General features: G+C 59.7%; 12 protein-coding genes. 6 read left to right on the top strand and 6 right to left on the bottom strand.

Going from position 1 to position 17,749, the window contains the following annotated elements; all coding sequences use genetic code 11:
- Positions 1–578 precede the first annotated feature (578 nt).
- Entirely contained in the window at positions 579–4,265 is a 3,687-nt protein-coding gene (locus tag ACO08A_RS23990) for a vitamin B12-dependent ribonucleotide reductase (protein WP_422038413.1), read from the top strand.
- Between the two features lie 166 nt (positions 4,266–4,431).
- Here the strand turns inward: ACO08A_RS23990 and ACO08A_RS23985 are convergent, their stop codons facing one another.
- Positions 4,432–5,469 carry a GlxA family transcriptional regulator gene (locus ACO08A_RS23985; protein ID WP_422038411.1) on the bottom strand — a complete coding sequence of 346 codons (1,038 nt, stop codon included), beginning with the start codon at positions 5,467–5,469 and terminating at the stop codon, positions 4,432–4,434.
- 122 nt (positions 5,470–5,591) lie between these two features.
- Here ACO08A_RS23985 and ACO08A_RS23980 point away from each other — a divergent pair, with 122 nt between their 5' ends.
- A complete protein-coding gene (locus ACO08A_RS23980; protein ID WP_422038410.1) occupies positions 5,592–6,398 on the top strand; it encodes a class I SAM-dependent methyltransferase in 807 nt (268 codons plus the stop codon).
- Between the two features lie 232 nt (positions 6,399–6,630).
- On the opposite strand, the gene ACO08A_RS23975 is transcribed toward ACO08A_RS23980, so the two are convergent.
- Entirely contained in the window at positions 6,631–6,996 is a 366-nt protein-coding gene (locus tag ACO08A_RS23975; RefSeq protein WP_422038409.1) for a hypothetical protein, read from the bottom strand.
- On the opposite strand from ACO08A_RS23975, the gene ACO08A_RS23970 reads away from it, so the two are divergent.
- Positions 6,982–7,485, top strand: a complete 504-nt coding sequence (locus ACO08A_RS23970) for a hypothetical protein (RefSeq protein ID WP_422038408.1) — start codon at positions 6,982–6,984, stop codon at positions 7,483–7,485. The two genes, ACO08A_RS23975 and ACO08A_RS23970, sit on opposite strands and share 15 nt — an antisense overlap.
- 228 nt (positions 7,486–7,713) lie before the next feature.
- Here ACO08A_RS23970 and ACO08A_RS23965 read toward each other — a convergent pair whose 3' ends face one another.
- The 3 genes from ACO08A_RS23965 to ACO08A_RS23955 all read right to left on the bottom strand — a co-directional run bounded on the left by ACO08A_RS23965 (position 7,714) and on the right by ACO08A_RS23955 (position 12,508).
- Positions 7,714–8,556, bottom strand: a complete 843-nt coding sequence (locus ACO08A_RS23965) for a class I SAM-dependent methyltransferase (protein WP_422038407.1) — start codon at positions 8,554–8,556, stop codon at positions 7,714–7,716.
- 67 nt (positions 8,557–8,623) lie between these two features.
- A complete protein-coding gene (locus ACO08A_RS23960; RefSeq protein WP_422038406.1) occupies positions 8,624–10,357 on the bottom strand; it encodes an adenylate/guanylate cyclase domain-containing protein in 1,734 nt (577 codons plus the stop codon).
- A gap of 378 nt (positions 10,358–10,735) precedes the next feature.
- Positions 10,736–12,508 (bottom strand): caspase family protein, encoded by a 1,773-nt coding sequence (locus ACO08A_RS23955; RefSeq protein WP_422038405.1) that lies wholly within the window; start codon positions 12,506–12,508, stop codon positions 10,736–10,738.
- Positions 12,509–13,032: 524 nt separating this feature from the next.
- Here ACO08A_RS23955 and ACO08A_RS23950 point away from each other — a divergent pair.
- From ACO08A_RS23950 to ACO08A_RS23940, 3 genes are all read left to right on the top strand, one after another.
- Positions 13,033–14,088, top strand: coding sequence for a manganese-dependent inorganic pyrophosphatase (locus tag ACO08A_RS23950; protein WP_422038404.1), 1,056 nt, complete (start codon positions 13,033–13,035; stop codon positions 14,086–14,088).
- Positions 14,089–14,473: 385 nt separating this feature from the next.
- Positions 14,474–15,814: a hypothetical protein gene (locus ACO08A_RS23945; protein ID WP_422038403.1), complete on the top strand. Its 1,341-nt coding sequence runs from the start codon at positions 14,474–14,476 to the stop codon at positions 15,812–15,814.
- 43 nt (positions 15,815–15,857) lie between these two features.
- Positions 15,858–16,253, top strand: a complete 396-nt coding sequence (locus ACO08A_RS23940; RefSeq protein ID WP_422038401.1) for a hypothetical protein — start codon at positions 15,858–15,860, stop codon at positions 16,251–16,253.
- A 34-nt stretch (positions 16,254–16,287) separates the two neighbouring features.
- Here the strand turns inward: ACO08A_RS23940 and ACO08A_RS23935 are convergent, their stop codons facing one another.
- Positions 16,288–17,592: an NAD(P)H-dependent oxidoreductase gene (locus ACO08A_RS23935; protein WP_422038399.1), complete on the bottom strand. Its 1,305-nt coding sequence runs from the start codon at positions 17,590–17,592 to the stop codon at positions 16,288–16,290.
- Positions 17,593–17,749 lie beyond the last annotated feature (157 nt).

Below are 17,749 nucleotides of genomic sequence, written 5' to 3'. Positions count from 1 at the left end.
CTGAAGCCGCCGCCTGCCATTTTCGTCAAATTTTCATAAAAGCGGGATCATCGTCATCCACAACGAAGTTCGAACGCGCTTTCGATGCGTGATCAGCGCGTTTGCAAGCACAAATTTCCCTGCGTTCCCGCTGACCTCGCCTTGCTCCCCACAATCCACACAGCCACACAATATTTTGCGTTTGCCCACAAGGACGACACAAGCTGTTGTCACTCACGCCTTGACCTTAAGAATTCATTTACATTAGTTTTTCATTATTGCGATGTGCGTAATCGGGAGCCCTGTCCGGGCCCCTCGGTCATCCAGCAACCCTAAAGTAGCCGCGTACCTTTTCCGCGTTCACAAACGAGTGCGGAAGACGGGTTTTTGCGTGCTGAATTCAGGAGGCACATCGTGACAAACCTGTTGATGACTACTATATATAGTAGACCCTGACACAGTTAACGCTACATACAGGAATTGCCAGTAGGCATTGAGGTGGCATCCGGCGAGAAGGCAGACGATTTCGTCGCGGCGGATAAGATGCGGAATGGACCGGTTCGGGGCGAACCGGCTGGGGACATAAGGGGACTTTTAGAATGCGGATCGAGCGGCGCTATACCAAGGAAGGCCAATCGCCTTACGCCGACATTGAATTTCGGACGGCAACGAGCGAAATCCGGAACCCGGACGGCTCCATTGTGTTCCGCCTGGAGGACATTCAGGTCCCGGCGCAGTTTTCGCAGGTCGCGTCGGACATCCTGGCCCAGAAATATTTCCGCAAGGCCGGCGTCCCGGCCAAACTGAAGCCGGTCGAGGAAAACACGGTTCCCTCCTGGCTGTGGCGCCACGAAGCCGACGAGGACGCCATGGGCGACCTCGCCGAAGACGCGCGCTACGGGTCGGAGATCGACGGCAGACAGGTATTCGACCGTCTCGCCGGCACCTGGACCTATTGGGGCTGGAAAGGCGGCTATTTCGACCAGGAAGCGGACGCCCAGGCGTTCTACGATGAACTGCGCTACATGCTGGCAACGCAGAAGGTCGCACCAAACTCCCCGCAATGGTTCAACACCGGTCTGCATTGGGCCTACGGCATCGACGGCCCGAGCCAGGGCCATTTCTACGTCGACTACCAGTCCGGCAAGCTGACGAAATCAAAGACAGCCTACGAACATCCCCAGCCGCATGCCTGCTTCATCCAGTCCGTTCAGGACGATCTGGTGAATGACGGCGGCATCATGGACCTGTGGGTGCGGGAAGCGCGCCTGTTCAAATACGGCTCCGGCACCGGCTCGAACTTCTCTTTCGTCCGCTCCGAAGGCGAGCGGCTTTCCGGCGGCGGCAAGTCGTCCGGCCTGATGAGCTTCCTGAAGATCGGCGACCGGGCAGCGGGCGCGATCAAGTCCGGCGGCACGACACGCCGCGCGGCCAAGATGGTCGTGGTCGATGTCGATCACCCCGACATCGAGGAATATGTCAACTGGAAGGTCAAGGAAGAACAGAAGGTGGCAGCGCTCGTCACCGGTTCCAGGATCTGCCAGAAGCACCTGTCCGCGATCATGCGCGCCTGCGTCAACTGCGAGGCGGACAATGGCGACTGTTTCGACCCGGCCAAGAACCCCGCCCTGAAGCGGGAGATCCGCGCCGCGAAGAAGATGATGGTGCCGGAGAACTACATCCAGCGCGTCATCCAGTTCGCCCGTCAGGGGTTCACCAAGATCGAGTTCCCGACCTACAACACCGACTGGGACTCCGAGGCCTACCTGACCGTTGCCGGACAGAACTCCAACAACTCCGTGCGCGTGACCGATGGCTTCCTGGGCGCGGTTGTCGATGATGGCGAATGGGATCTGACGGCCCGCCGCACCGGCGAAACGCTGAAGACGATCAAGGCGAAGGAACTCTGGGAACAGATCGGTTATGCCGCCTGGGCATCCGCCGATCCGGGCCTGCAGTACCACACCACGATCAACGACTGGCACACCTGCCTTGCGGACGGCGAGATCCGGGCGTCCAACCCGTGCTCGGAATACATGTTCCTGGACGACACGGCCTGTAACCTGGCGTCCCTGAACCTGATGCAGTTCCGCAATGAAGACCGGTCCTTTGCCATCGACAACTACGAGCATGCCGTCCGCCTGTGGACGATCGTTCTCGAAATCTCGGTCCTGATGGCACAGTTCCCGTCGAAGGAAATCGCGGAACTCTCCTACAAGTTCCGCACGCTCGGGCTCGGCTACGCCAATATCGGCGGCCTCCTGATGACATCCGGCATTTCCTACGATTCCGATGAAGGCCGCGCGCTTTGCGGTGCGCTGACAGCGGTCATGACAGGCGTCGCCTATGCAACGTCTGCCGAGATGGCCGGCGAACTCGGCTCCTTCCCAGGATACAAGAAGAACGCCAAGCACATGCTGAAGGTGATCCGCAATCACCGCCGCGCGGCCCATGGCGAGACGACCGGCTACGAGGGCCTGAACACCCCTCCGGTCGCGCTTGACCACGCGAGCTGCCCGGACCAGGAGATCATCGAACGCGCCAGGAAGGCGTGGGACCGCGCCCTGGAGCTGGGGGAAAAGAACGGCTACCGCAACGCGCAGTCCACCGTGATCGCGCCGACCGGCACCATCGGACTCGTCATGGACTGTGACACCACCGGCATCGAACCCGACTTTGCCCTGGTCAAATTCAAGAAGCTGGCCGGCGGCGGCTACTTCAAGATCATCAACCGTGCGGTTCCCGAAGCCTTGCGTGTGCTCGGTTACTCGGAAAGCGAGATCGGCGAGATCGAGGCCTATGCGGTCGGTCACGGTTCGATCGACCAGGCGCCCGGCATCAACCCGGCCAGCCTCTCCGCGAAGGGCTTCACCGAGGAAAGCCTCGGCAAGCTCAAGGACGGCATGAAGTCCGCCTTCGACATCAAGTTCGTGTTCAACCGCTGGACACTCGGCGATGACCAGCTGAAATCGCTCGGCGTCTCCGAAGAACAGCTGGAAGACACCGAATTCGATCTCCTCACCTTCCTCGGCTACTCCAAGGCCGATATCGAGGCTGCGAACACGCATGTCTGCGGTGCCATGACCCTGGAAGGCGCTCCCTTCCTGAAGGAAGAGCACTACCCGGTCTTCGACTGCGCCAACCCGTGCGGCCGCATCGGCAAGCGCTTCCTGTCGGTGGAAAGCCACATCCGCATGATGGCGGCGGCCCAGCCCTTCATCTCCGGCGCGATCTCCAAGACGATCAACATGCCGAACGATGCAACGGTCGAGGACTGCAAGGAAGCCTACATGCTCTCCTGGAAGCTCGCCCTGAAAGCGAACGCGCTCTATCGCGACGGCTCCAAGCTGTCGCAGCCGCTGAACGCACAGCTTCTGGCCGACGATGACGAGGAGCAGGACGAGGCCATCGAGGACATCGCCGCCAAGCCTCAGGCCGCCAAGGCCGAAGTCGTCGCGGAACGGATTGTTGAACGCATCGTCGAGCGGGTCGTCCGCGAACAGGAAAAACTGCCGGCACGGCGCAAGGGGTACACCCAGAAGGCCAAGATCGGCGGACACACCGTCTTCCTGCGCACCGGCGAATACCACGACGGCCGTCTCGGCGAGATCTTCCTGGACATGAACAAGGAAGGCTCCGCGCTGCGCGCCTTCATCAACAACTTCGCCATCTCCGTCTCGCTCGGCCTGCAGTATGGTGTGCCGCTTGAGGAGTATGTCGACGCGTTCACCTTCACCAAGTTCGAGCCGGCCGGCATGGTCCAGGGCAACGACGCCATCAAGAACGCGACGTCGATCCTCGACTACGTGTTCCGCGAGCTCGCCGTGTCCTATCTCGGCCGTCACGACCTTGCTCACGTACCGCCGGAAGTCTTCGGCAGCACGGGTGAAGGCGCGTCCTCCGGCGAGGACCGCGGCCAGGGCGGACAGATCGTCTCCCATGGCCTCGTGCGCGGCCAGACCGAGCGGTTCCGGCTTGTTTCCAGCGCCGGAGAACCGGCCGGTGAAACCACCGAGGCGATCTCGGTCCAGACGGCGAATACGCCGGCGGCCCAGGTATCGGCTGTCGCAACGGCCTTCGCCCGTGGCACGGAAGCCGCGGCGGCCGTCGAAGTCGGCACCACGGCCCCTGCCCCGCAGGTTGCCACGGCGGCCCAGCAGATCGCCCAGGCCCGCATGAAGGGCTATGAGGGTGAAAGCTGCGGCGAATGCGGCAACTTCACTATGGTCCGCAACGGCACCTGCCTGAAATGCGACACCTGCGGCGCGACCAGCGGCTGCAGCTGACGGTTTAGTCGGAAGACCGCCAAGGCCGGCCAACCACCGGCCACAGCGCGGCTTCCGGCGCCCAGATGATGAAGACCCGCCCATCGGCAACGATCGGGCGGGTTTTGTTTTTTGAAAAGCGGAAGGCGGGTGCAGGAGACACGCACCGGCGGCGCCGACCGACGGCTCAGCGGGCCGAAAGAAAGCCTTTGCCTGAAAAGCGGCGCCGGTACTCGGCGGGGCTGAGGCCGGTCATCTTCCTGAAAAGCCGGCGGAATGCGCGCGGGTCGGAATATCCGACGGCCTCTGAAATCGCGTCGACGCTCTGACCGTCCATTTCGAGGAACTGCTTGGCTTCCTCGACCCGCAGAGACTGAACATAGTCCTTCGGGCTGTAGCCGGTCGCTGCACGGAAACGCCGATCGAAGGTCCGTCTCGGGAGACCGGTGCGGGCTAACATGCGGCCGACGAGGTCACTTTCACTGTAGATGTCAGCCAGCCAGGCCTGGCACTCCTGAATGACCGCATCTTCGCTCTGAAGCTTCCTCGACGGAGCCGCGTAGTGTCTCTGGCCATCGGGTTTGGGATCGACGCAATAAAATCGGGCGGATTTCGACGCATGCTCGGGACCTATGTACCGCGCGATCAGATAAAGCGCGAGATCCTGCCAGGACGCCATCCCGCCCGACATCACGATGGAGTCCCCTTCGCCCGCGAAGGCGAGCGTGCGGTCCGGACAGAAGGCCACCTGCGGGTACCGCTGCCGGAAGATCTCCCGCATGGACCAGTGCGCCGTCGCCGCTTCGCCATCAAGAAGACCGGCATCTGCCAGCAGCGCGGAGCCGGAACAGGCGGTTGCCAGGCGCGCCCCGGCACGATACCGGTCCATCACCCAGTCGATTTCCGGTCCAAGAACCTCCCTTGGCGGGGTCAAGGCACCGATCCGGAAATTCGGAAGGCAAACGATCTCCGCGTCGTCCGCGTCTTCAAGTGTCGCGTCGGGCATCACCGGTACGCCGCTTATGCAGCGGAACGGGTCTCCCGTTCGCGCAACGATCCTGACGCGGGTCAATGGCGGTGTGGCTGTGCCTTCCGTGATCGTGGACCACGCCGAACCGACAGATGCGAGCAGGTCGTACAGCCCGTAAAGAATGGCCCCTCTGCAACTCTCTGCCGCCAGAACGTCGATCCGGAGCGGATCAAGCGTGAAGTCTCTCGGCTGCATGTTGTTTGCCCCCTTGTCATACCCACCGGCCGGATTGGCCCGTTTGTGGCCAGTCCGGCCCTGCTGTGTGCCTTCACCATACGGCAACTTGGAAAAACCTACGAAACTTTGTGAGGAAGATCATGACCTACGAAGCATTCAGGTTCGCGGAAAAGGAAGCCTGGGACGCGCGTGCAGCTACCTACGACGACTTCACGGGACAGGTGACAACCGGGGCCATTCCGACGCTTCTGGCGCTGGCCGAAACGGCCCCCGGCAAGCGCATTCTCGACCTTTGCTGCGGAACCGGACGGGTGGCCGGGGCGGCCAGCGCGCTCGGGGCTGTTGCAGACGGCCTCGATATCTCTCCTGCGATGATCGACAGGGCAAAGGCAGCCTTTCCCTCGACTTCGTTCGAGGTGGGCGACGCCGAGACCATACCGAGAGACCCCGGGCACTACGATGGCGTCATCTGTTCCTTCGGCATCATGCATATCGGCAACACCGAGGCCATGCTCAGGGACGTTGCCCGGGTTCTGAAACCGGGCGGGCGCGTCGCCCTCAGCCATTGGATCGGCCCGCCGGATTCGCCGCTCTTCCGGATCGTGTTTGGCGCCGTGCAGCAGTTTGCAGACATGAGCGTCGTACCACCCGCGCCGGCCCTGTTTGCGTTGTCGAGCGAGGATGCAATGCGTGCGGCGCTTGAAAAGGCCGGCTTTCGCGGCGTGGAATGCGTACGCCTTCCACTGATGTTCACCGCTCCCGCCGGAGAATTCGTCGGTCATTTCAGGAAATTCGCTGGAAGAGCTGCCGTGATCCTCGACAGGCAAGCAGACGATGTGCTGAAGCAGATCTACGGCGCATGGGACAGCCAGTTGGAAGAATACCTCGTGGAAGATGCCTACCAGATACCCATGCCTGCACTCGCCGTTTCAGCTGTTCGTGAATAGATGGCCGGTCGGATTTTGTTGGACCTGTTCCCCTACCGATCGAAGCAGAACCGCCAAACCCGGCGAACCACCGGCCACAGCGCGGCTTCCGGCGCCCGGATGAAGAAGCCCCGCCCATCGGACACGATCGGATGTCTTCTTTTTTGAAAGGCAGGCAGTTACCGACAGCGCGCAGATGCCATATATTGGTTCGAAGGATTGAGTGACCACGAAGAGACCGGAGACTGATGTGTCACCAGGCAAAGGCCGCGTTGAAAGACTGATTGATGCGATAGGCGCAGAGTTCCAGTCTCATCTCATCGACTTGTGGAACACCTCCACGGTCTTTGATATCCAGGACGGTGCCGTTCAAAAGATGATTTCCCGCGAAGCGCCATTTGGTGTTATCGGGATCAAGATCCTGACGCGCAATCCGGGAGACACAAATCGTCTTTTTGAGCACCAGTGGAATTTCAGCATCGGTGTCACCGGATGTGAATTCAAGCTTTTGGATGTCGATTACCAGAACGACGTTTGGATCGGTGATGCGAATTCCGCCGAATTCGCCGGGCACGAACAGATTGCCTACAAAACGGTTGAGCACATGATTGCCTTTCACGGCGACGATTTCGGCGTCGGAAAAGTCTTCATCGAAAAGATCGGGGCTCTCTGCCCCAGCCTGCTTGAAAAGCCGCCCTTGTTCTTTCGGTTGCCGCGCAGGGCGCCACCCGCCTACAGGTATATCCCAGCCCCCCGGGCCATTCGCGAGGAACTGGGCCTGTCATCTGATGACCGCGTGGTTCTGATCGAGACGATGATCAAGGAACACGGCATTGACCCGTATGAAATCCTTCTGTCCTTCCATTCCGATGAAAACTTCTGGCTGGTCGATCTCCCTGAATCGCTTGTCGACCGGTACCAGCATGGCCTGATTGATCCGAGCCTTGGTGAGCACCATTCAAATCTTGAAGTCGGGGTCTCCATTACAGCGGAAGCTCTGAGGAACAGGGTCCGGCAGACGTCAAACAGCACCGAGCGCGAAAACGGCGTGTTTTTCTCCATGTCGGGAAGCGGGTCTGCGTCAGGTTACTTGAACGGATTGACTTGACGTTGGCTGGGGTCTTGCATTTGCGCTGCCAGGCGGCGCGCAGTTCCCGGCAATCTCCACTCTGACACAGTCCGGATCTTCGCGGTGCGGCGCACCAGTGTCCGCTCCGGGTTGTTCACGGCCAAGCCTCACCTGGGCGGTAATCGGCCGCCCGTCACGGTATGAACGACTATCCGAACTTTGGCAGAAGGCGGTATTTAGGGTCTTCGGGATCTCCCGGTTCGCCATTCATCGGGAACAGGAAAACAGGTTCACGACGGCAGGCACCACCGCAGCGTCACCTTTCCTGAACGCCTCAAAAGCGGCGACGACCACGCTTTCGATTGCTGCTGCGTCGGCTTCCGACCCGTTATGGGCCTTCATGATGCGCGCGGCCGGACCCACCTTGCTGGCGGCCCGCGCCGCACCGGCAATCCCGCCTGGAGGCGTGAGCGCGATGTCCAGCTCGTGCGCTTCGATATTGGACACACCAGCCCGGGCCAACAGATCGGTGACACGCTCACGGTCCTGAAAGGCTGTCGGACCCGGTTTATCGGGGTCTGCCTTTGCCAGCGCCCCCAACCTTTTCTCGGCCGCTTGTTCCGGGATCGCGAACCAGGGGTTCTTTGCCACGGATGCCCAACTGACGAAGATCATTTTACCGTTGTCGGTCAGAGCATTGGAAAGGTTCTTCAGGGCTGCAACCGTGTCGGAAAAGAAGCTCATACCCAATCGCGAGACAAGAAGGTCGAAAGGACGGGCTGAAAAGTCATGGGTTTGTGCATCTGCCAGCAGAAAAGACGCGTTGGCAACACCTTCCGTTTTCGCCCGGTCGGCAGCGCGTTTCAGAAGCGGATCGGAGATATCGACGCCAAGGACGTGCCCGTCCGGAGCGCACCGGGCGGCTTCGAGTGTGCTTGCTCCGGTTCCACAGCCTATATCGAGGATGCGGTCCGTTGATGCAATGCCGGCAGCATCGAGCATCTTGTCCAGCATCCCGGCCATCGCCGTATCCAGAGCATGTTCGTGTTCGATCCATTTCAGGCCTGCAGGAGAAGCCCAATATTCGGCCTGCGCCTTGTTTACATCCATCAATTGACACCCTGTTTCGGCCAGCCTAACCGGCATTTGTCTGGGCGCTAAATTATCCGGCAAGATCTCAGTCCGGCACACCTGCAGCAAGCAGGACCTGTACAAAGCGCTCTACCTGTTCGCGGTCCCGACCGGGAATCTTTCTTGCGTCACTTGCCCGGACGTCCGGAGCAACGGCCAGATATTCGTCCAAAGCCTGGTTTCTCTCTTCAAGGCGGCCGGAAAGATGCAGCGTCACGACCAACTGCCGTCTGTAGGTCGGGTTTTCGGGGGCCATCGTCAACGCACGGCGTACCGTCTTTTCTGCACTTTCGTAGTCTTCCAGGCAAAAATGGGCGAAGTAGACACCCATAAGCCAAAGCGGTGTAAAAACGTCCTGGGGACTCAACGACTCGGCGCGCTCGACAAGATCCAGGCCTTTTTGATATGCGCCGCTGATGCAGTAGCCGCTTCCGCAAAAACCCAGTACGGTCGAAAACGACGGGGCGAGGGTAATGGCGCGATCAAAGAGGTCAACGGCCTCGTCCCAGCGGCCGACAAACATCAACGACCAGCCTTTGATAGCCAATACAATCGGATCCTGATTGTCTCCCCGGACGGCCGCATCGGCCGCCGCTACCATTGCTGCGGCAGAATCTTCGCCGGGTTCAGCCCATCGGTAGAATGCCTGCAAGAAATGCACGAGCGCCAGATCGGCGTTTCCGATCGAGCCTCCGGAAAGTTCGACGGCGCGTTCAAAAAAACGTCGGGCCTCTGCAGTCTCCGACTGCCCCAGATGCATGACCAGAGGCCGTCCTCTCATCACACACTCCCACGCATCCAGTTGGGTCGGATCCTTGGCCCGGGCGCGCCTGGCTTCCGCATTCAGGAAACCGGGCCCGACTGCGGATACAATCGCGTTGGAAATCTCGTCCTGAATATCAAAGATGTCAGTGAAAACCCTGTCGTAGCGGTTTGCCCAGGCCTGCGTTCCAGTCGCAAGGTCAACGAGTTGAGCCGTCACCCGAATGCGGTCGGCAGACTTCCGGATGGAACCTTTCAGCACATAGACCACCCCCAATTGCCGTGTCGATTCCGCCAGATCCAATCCGTTGTCCTGATGAGCGAGGGTGGAGTTGCGCGAAATCACATTGAACCAGGGCATACGGCTAAGGTCCGTCGTGATATCTTCCGCCATGCCGTCTGCAATGAACTCGTTATCCGGATCGGAAGATCGGTTTTCGAATGGCAGCACTGCCACGGTTGGCTTGGAAGTTGCCGGCGCAGCCAGAACCACGTCTGCGGGCCACTGCAGGATGTGAACAGGTTCGGATATGTTCTTCAGGGTGCGGGATCCCGCTGAGACAAAGTCCGCGTCCAGCCTGCCATCAAACTGGCGATGAGCGTCTGCCGAAGCAACAATCGTTGCAGGTTCTGCCAGCGCTTCCAGCCGGGCAGCGACATTGACACCGTCACCAAACAAATCATCGCCGTCGACGATGACGTCGCCAACATGTAAGCCGATCCGGTAGGCAATTCTCTTGGAGGAATCTATCGACTTTTCGGCTTCCGATACGGATTGCTGGATCGCGACACAAGCACGTGCAGCGCTTACTGCCGAGGGAAATTCGACAAGCAGACCGTCACCGCTGCTTTTGAAGACACGGCCATTGTTTCCGGCAATAACCGGTTGGAATATTTCAGAGTTCAGTCGCTGTTGCCGTGCAATTGTTCCTTCTTCGTCCAACCCCACCAGACGGGAAAAGCCGACCATGTCCATAGCGACGATCGCGGCCAGGCGTCTTTCCAGGGTGTGCTCCATGAAACCATTTCTCCGGGACCAGTACCGCTCGTCTTACGGACGCCGCGCGATCTTCATCGATCTAAACGGTCCGACACGATCCTATGCGAAAGCGTAGCACAATGCGCGACGCCGGGGGCAGGCAAACGGCGATGACATTTCAGACCCGTCAATCGTCATCCGCCCAAAACGAAGCCGTTCGAAGCAACCTTGAGCGTCCGCTTCGCTCCGCAGGAAACCGTTCGCCGGTTGGACCGTTTATCATCCATTTTTCAACGTTTTGTGGTTTGCCATCCGCGCGCGTTAACCCGCCGGTCGCCTGCCTCGCGCAGCTCCGGCACCCGGATAGGAAGACCTGCGACCGTAAACGATCAGCCCATGTCTCGAAGGCGACCACAATCAATCGATTTCGATGATGATGCCCGTATGGACCACGTGGGCATCTGCCCAACGGTTATACGGGATCGGGGGTTCATTGAAGAACGCAGCCATCACCGCCTGACCCTCGCCACTGTTGTTTGGCTGGCTCGGGAACCACGGTATCCAGTCTGCGGGTTCGCCGGTCACCCAGCCCCAACCGCCATCGGGTTCGCGCGCGCCCTCCTTCTGCTGCAAACCGAAGGTTGGACCGACATAGGAGTTGTCGCCATGGTCCCGCCAGAATCTCTTGTCGTCCTTGACCAGTCGAAAAACGAAGTCATTTTCCTCCGGTGTCGTGAGCGTCGCCAGATGTCCACCGCTTCGCTTGGCGAGCGCATTCGCCCCGTCGACCCTCGAACAGCACCATGTCAGAACGCCGATAAACAGGCGATCTTCGAAAAAGCCGTACACAAATTCCTTGCCTGCAAGCGCCGTTGCCGCTTTCAGAAGCCGTGGATCCGTCTCGAGAAGAGCCAGCGTTTTCGGGTCATAACGGCGTGCATTGCTGGAAGACACGATAGGGACTGAACTGGTTTCAGCCGCAATCAGTTCGATGTTCAATGCCTCAGCCGTGCCCGCGGTCACCACACCGGTCGACGGCAACCCGGCCGCCGCCTGGAAATCAGCGATCGCCCGGCGCGTCCGCGTCCCGATCACGCTGTCCTCAGGACCCGCGTCGTAGCCGCGCGCATTCAATGCTACCTGCACCGCCTGGGCGTCTTCCTTCGACAGACCGAGCGACTGCTCGGCCGAGGCCGCGGCCTCGCGCGCAACCGTGATCTGCCCGCCTTCGGCAACGACGCTCCCCGGTGCGCCCGCCAGCGCTGCGGCCGTCAGTTCCTCGCGCGCTGTCAGCGCCAGGTCGCGCATCGAACCTGCCGGGAACCGCTTCAGGTAAATGTCCCAGGCCCGCTCGGTGTTGATCGCCAGTGCCGCCTCGAAGATCGCCTCCTCCTGCGCTGCGGCGATCGCCGCGCCCTCACCTCCTGCGGCAAGGTTCAGGTACACCTCCAGTGCCAGATCGTTCGTCACCGTCGGCACCTGCTTGTCCTCGGTATCGGCCTTCACGTCGCGGATCACGCGCTTCATCAGTGTCAGGATCTCGACATTCTCGGTCGGCAGATGCTTCGCCAGCGCCGCGGTGAACGGCGAGTTCCCCGAAACACCGTCATAGGCGACCTGCCCGGGCGAGGCTGCGAACATCAGCATCGAGCCCTGGAAGCGCCCTGCCATCGGTGCGAGGCCCCGCGTCGAAAGCGCACGCGTCGGCGAGAAGTTCTGGGTATAGAACTCGGTGGCCAGTGGATTGTCCCGGCAGGCGTCAATGAAGACCAGAGCGGCGCGCGCTCTTTCTTCGAGCATCTGCACGATCCGGTTGAGCGGCAATGCCTCGCTCTGCACGTCGAAGGCACTTCGCAACGCGGCGTCCACCCCCAACAGGTAATTCTGTCCCTCGAACTGCATACCGTGGCCGGCGTAGTAAAAGAGCGTTACGTCCGCACCTTCGGTCCGGTCGAGGAAAGCCGAGAACTCCGATGCCAGCCCTGCCCGGGTCAGATCGGTCGCCAGCGTGACTTCGAAGTCCAGTCTTTTGAGCGTTTCAGCCACAAGGCGCGCATCGTTGACCGGATTGGCGAGCGGCCCCGCATTGGCGTAGTCCGCGTTGCCGACGATGAACGCCGTGCGTTTCTCCGCAAGGGCTGGAAGCGCACCCAGCAACAACACAAAGGCAAAAACAAGAATTCGAAACATTGGCACCCTGCCGGCAATTTATCTGTTCAGAACAATTCACTTGATATGCATACCTAACCCAGCGGCAAGCGACAAGCGTAGCCCATCACACGCTGGCGAAATTGGCATCGAACTCTTTTGCCAGCCTGGTCTCGGACAACCTTCAAAGACCGGCTTCGCACAGATTACCGGGATTGACCTTTTTCGGTCACTCGCATCGTACCGGTCCATGGAAATGAAAGAACGAAACGCTCCGAACCACCGCCATGCTTCTGAGTAAAAATATTGCATTCGATAAAAATAATGAAATAGAAGCGCTGATGATGGAAATTTACCATAATCAGTATTACAGTAATTTAATGAAGTTTTTGAGATTATTTTCAATTTTAGCCTGATTCTCAAATAATAGACACTATATTTATTTTCAATATACAAAATTACTGGAGGATACCGTAATGAATTTGAATTCCGAAGCCATTCAGAACACACGACCCGGCAGAGACGCCGTGTCTGGTCTCACAAGAACGATCGGAACAGTTGCAATAGTGCTAGGATTGATTGTCGGCCCCGGTCTGACCTCGGTCTCGGCCGAAGAACACATGAGCGCCGGGGGAACGTGGGAAAACACGCCCGACGTCAGAAGCTACCTGAAGACCAAGCTGGCGGATTACGACAACCTAGTCTGGACCGGACACCTCAATCCGGACACCGATGCCATCGGCGCAAGTCTGATTGCTGCCCATATCTATGGCGGCAAACCGGGAAGCGCAGGGCCGCCAAACCCGGAGTCTCGGTTTGCCATTGACGCGTGCATGGCCGACACGCCCGAGTATATCGAGGATTTCACCGGCATGAATGTCGGTATCGTCGACTTCAATCAAACCACGCAGTTGCCGCAGACAATCGAACCTGATCAGGTCGTGGCAATCATAGACCACCATGCGATCGCCGGTTCGCCCCTTGATCTTTCAAAGGTGGTGAACCTCGACATCCGGCCGTGGGGATCGACGGCAACCATTCTTGCCGACCGTGCGGAGGTGCTCGGCGTCGACCTTCCGGCCCCGCTGGCATGCATGGGAATGGCGGCGATCCTGTCCGATACGCTCAACCTGACCTCCACGACAACGACCGACTACGACCGTTACTATGCGGGCAAACTCGCCGAAACCGCCGGGATCGACGATAGGGACGCTTTCGCGGAAAGAATGTTGCTGGCCAAGTCGGATCTGAGCGCCATGTCGGCCCTGGACATCATCCTTCTCGACTACAAGGACTTCGAGTTCGACGGCAAGCATGTTGGCATCGGTGTTGCCGAAACGCTGACGCCACAGGACCTGATTGACCGGAAGCCGGAGCTCAAGACGGCCGTTCGGGACCACAAACAGAACAGCAATCTTGATCACCTGTTCTTTGCGATCGTCGATGCGCGCGACCAAAAATCATACCTTCTTTGGGGCGATGATACCGACAGGGACATTGTTGCTTCGGCATTTGCTCAGGGCACCGATGATGAAATGCTCGAACTCGACAACGTCGTCTCCCGCAAGAACCAGATCGCGCCCGCCATCCAGAGCGCGGTGACGGCGAGCCTCACGAACTGACCGTAAAGGAAGACCCGCCCGGCGGAAACGTTCGGGCGGGGCATGCCTTTTCGGGGACGCCGGTCACCAGGCCTGCGGAAGCGCGTGCTTGTTCCCCGCAGTCTGGAGCCGAGTTCAACGTGCGTGGAGAACAGTCACGCGGTGTGGCTCTGCCGATATGCACGCCTGAACTGCCGCCCGCAACAGTGTGCAGAACCGTGCCATACTTTACGTAAAGGAAATACTGTTTACTTGCCAGTGTGATGTAGTAGAGTTTCGACAAGCGCTCGTTGAACGGCGCACCGTGCTTTACCATGCAATAATGATTTTAAAAGTTCTGCGGCCAGGAAGGCCGCCCTGTCGAGTAGTCAGCCCATTTGGCTGTGAATTGTTCCGAAGGGGCAATATGGATACTCAAGCTGCGCTGAAACGTATTGCAAGCGTATTCGGCTCAACCAGTGATCAGGCCCATGCGCCAACCGGTGATGACGGCCTCCTGCCGGGCCAGATCGCCGGAGCGCTGCAGCCACATCCCTACCCCAGCATGACGGAGTGGCCGGAGGATGTCCTTACGACGATCCGCTATCGCCAGGCCACGAGCTATCGCGAAGTTTCAAGGGCTCTCGGAATCGAAGGCGGCGCAGCCGCCGCATTTGAACGCCTCCGGGAAACGCCGCGGCCAGGCCTGACACCGGAGCAGTTTCGCGATCAAATGGGCTGGCAATCGCTCGTTTCCGATGAAGAACTTGAAGCGGCCAAACAAACAATTGCCGAAGCCGATGCGGCCGAGCCCAAATTGCCGAAGTTTGCCCTGGAAGATGAGCTGGTCCGGCAGCGCTGGTTCCGGATCCAGACCGTACTGGAAGAACAGGCGATGCGTCATGTCGGCCAGCCCCTGCATCTGCTGCCGTATATCGCCACTCTCCCGGAGGGGGACATCAACGCGCGCGTCGTCCCGACGCTGGATGGCGACAACTACGTCATTTTCTATGATCACGGCATGATGCGCTATCTGCGCGACTTCGCAGCACTGGTGTGCTGGTTTGTGCCACCGATCGATCCCAAAGCCTTGATGGATGACAGGGCGATCACTCAGCTTCCCCGCTCCCATACCTTTCCACCCGGCGCGATCGACATGTGCCTGAACACCCTGCGGCGCTACATCTACGAAGGAACACCTGAGGCGAATGCTCCCTACGTGCCCGTGCCGCAATGGAACAGGCATCTGTTTGTACCTGTTTTCCAGAACATGCTGAGCTTTGTCGTGATTCACGAACAAGGTCACGTGCGCCTCGGACACTATGCGACAAACCGTTTCGGCCCGAGCCCTGAAACAGAGGCCGATGGGAACGCAGCGTTCCTTATCTCATACCAAGCCATGCTTGGCGGCCAGTCGTGGTCAGTACCCTTCTGGTGTGTCGATCTTGCGCTCATCGCCTTCCGTATGCTGGACAATGCCTTGTGCGTGCTGGAACACGGAAGGCCCGGTCTGCGTTGGAAGGATGAAAAATACCCAGCGCCGGAAGAGCGCCGCATAATGCTCCGGGACTACGTACCCGGCGACATCCCAGAGGTTTCACGATTGGCAACCGGCTGCCTCATCGGTATGAACAACTCCCTCTTTGCCATGGCAGAGGACCAGATCACTCTGTTTCTCGTAAGTGATTACATGAAGGGGCTGCGGCCATCCCCAATGTGGAACGGACGCATTCGCCGAACTTGGGGCCGTGCGTCGCAAACGCCGTAGCAACGTTTAAAGTGCGTCATTCGATCAGGAGGATGGAAGCAATATGGATATGACGACGACCGTCGAGATCGACGTGGAATTCACCCCCGATTCGCCGGAGGAACAGGCGAGTATCGAGAGCGCCGTCAGGGAGGCGGCCGAAGGCGACAGCTTCAAGAGCGGCAAGGGACTTGGCGCCAGCGGCTTCGAGCTGACGATCCTGGCGATCCTCGGCATCCGGGCTATCGTCGACCTCGTCATGCTCATTCGCCGGGAATGGCGCACGGGCGTCGTCATCGATTTCGAGGGCGAGAAAGTACGTGTCACGAAAGATCCGGACCTGCCCAAGGGCGAGGTCATCATTTTCCACAAGGATGGAACCAAGGTCACGCGAAAACAAAACGAGATTGACGGTTTGGGCGATCTGATCACCGCCGCCGCCAAGGTGTTTTCCAAATAGCAGCAAACACGAGCGGCGGTGAGGAAGACCGGGCTTAGCCGAAACGCTGTTCCATCTCGCGGCGGATACTGACGGCATCGGTGGCCTCGTCGATGTCTACGTCGTCCCAGGTTACGATCTGTCCGGCGGCAATTCTGTTCTTCAGTGTCACGCCGTGGGCAAGGCCGATCGGCAGCGCGCCCCGCGCAAGCGAGGTTTTTGCCGGCAACAGCTTGCCCCAGACCGTTGATCCGCCTTCCCCGTCCAGTCTCTCACCGATGGCAAGGTCGCGTTTGGCCGTTGCGGCAACATCGGCGTCGAAGGACAGCGTCGAGCCGGTCGGCTTGCCGAGCAATGCAGCGGACAGAATGGAAACGTTCAACTCGAGTCCGATCAGGTGAAAGGGCTTGTACATCGCCGAGTAGCGTCCGGAGGCGTCCGTGTTCATGCCATATTGTCGGAAACAGGCGGCCGCGTAAGGGTTCGGTGCTTCGATGACCACATAGACGCCCCAGCGAAGATCCCGGAAAACCGGCCGGCCATCCCGCTCCAGGGAAGACACGACTTCCACCATGCCTTTTCCGGCCAGCTGACCGCCATCTTCAACGGGCCGCAGAACATGCGCCAGATCATCCATTCCGGCAGGCGGAAACAGCAACCCGTCCGATGGCGGCGTCAGACCCGTTGCATTGGCAATCGCAGCCATTTCGAGCGCAGACTTGGTTCCGTCGAGGAAACTGTTGAACATCTGCGCATTCATGCCCGCGTCCGCTGCCTGTTCGGGTGTGAGACCATAGTGATCCCAGACCGTGTCCGGCGTGGACCCATGGTAGCCGGGCAGGTATTTCGTGCCCTTGCCGGCCGCGACAACGCGGAACCCGCAGGACCGGGCCCATTCCACCATCTCACAGGTCAGCGCCGGCTGGTCACCATAGGCCATCGAGTAGACCACGCCCGCCGCGCGCGCCTGCTCCGCCAGCAGCGCACCGGCCAGCACATCGGCTTCGACATTGACCATGACAACGTGCCGGCCCTGCCGGATTGCCTCCCGGGCATGAACAAGGCCCGCGACAGGGTTGCCCGTCGCTTCGACAACGACATCAACATCGTCACGCGCCATCATGGCCATGGCGTCGTCGGTGAAGGCCACGCCGCCCGCCAGATCCTCCGTCCAGCCGACTTCGGCGCATGCCTTGCGGGCATTGTCTGGTCGCAGATCCGCGATCGCCGACACCGTCAGCCCGGGCGTGGTCGGAACCTGGCTCAGGAACATCGACCCAAACTTGCCCGCACCGATCAGACCCACCCGCACCGGCCGTTCCGCCGCGACACGTGCCGACAGCTCCTGATAAACGAACATGCGCCTCCCCTTTTCGACTGTTGTCCCGCAAAGCCAACCCGGTCTGAGCGTCAGAATTCAAAGATTGCCAGCCTGATGTCAACTCGGCTTTCACGGGCGCACGCACCGTATCCGGTCAACAACGACAGCCGCAACGGACCCCATGTTCCGGATTGCG

It is taken from the genome of Roseibium sp., assembly GCF_965232425.1.
GTDB lineage: Bacteria > Pseudomonadota > Alphaproteobacteria > Rhizobiales > Stappiaceae > Roseibium.
This window is presented reverse-complemented; position numbering and strand designations above follow the sequence as displayed.

Bases quoted from the DNA above. Each gene is read 5' to 3' on its own strand.
- ACO08A_RS23990 (WP_422038413.1), top strand. From the start codon at position 579: ATGCGGATCGAGCGGCGCTATACCAAGGAAGGCCAATCGCCTTACGCC.
- ACO08A_RS23985 (WP_422038411.1), bottom strand. From the start codon at position 5,469: ATGCAGCCGAGAGACTTCACGCTTGATCCGCTCCGGATCGACGTTCTG.
- ACO08A_RS23980 (WP_422038410.1), top strand. From the start codon at position 5,592: ATGACCTACGAAGCATTCAGGTTCGCGGAAAAGGAAGCCTGGGACGCG.
- ACO08A_RS23970 (WP_422038408.1), top strand. From the start codon at position 6,982: ATGATTGCCTTTCACGGCGACGATTTCGGCGTCGGAAAAGTCTTCATC.
- ACO08A_RS23965 (WP_422038407.1), bottom strand. From the start codon at position 8,556: ATGGATGTAAACAAGGCGCAGGCCGAATATTGGGCTTCTCCTGCAGGC.
- ACO08A_RS23960 (WP_422038406.1), bottom strand. From the start codon at position 10,357: ATGGAGCACACCCTGGAAAGACGCCTGGCCGCGATCGTCGCTATGGAC.
- ACO08A_RS23955 (WP_422038405.1), bottom strand. From the start codon at position 12,508: ATGTTTCGAATTCTTGTTTTTGCCTTTGTGTTGTTGCTGGGTGCGCTT.
- ACO08A_RS23945 (WP_422038403.1), top strand. From the start codon at position 14,474: ATGGATACTCAAGCTGCGCTGAAACGTATTGCAAGCGTATTCGGCTCA.
- ACO08A_RS23940 (WP_422038401.1), top strand. From the start codon at position 15,858: ATGGATATGACGACGACCGTCGAGATCGACGTGGAATTCACCCCCGAT.
- ACO08A_RS23935 (WP_422038399.1), bottom strand. From the start codon at position 17,592: ATGTTCGTTTATCAGGAGCTGTCGGCACGTGTCGCGGCGGAACGGCCG.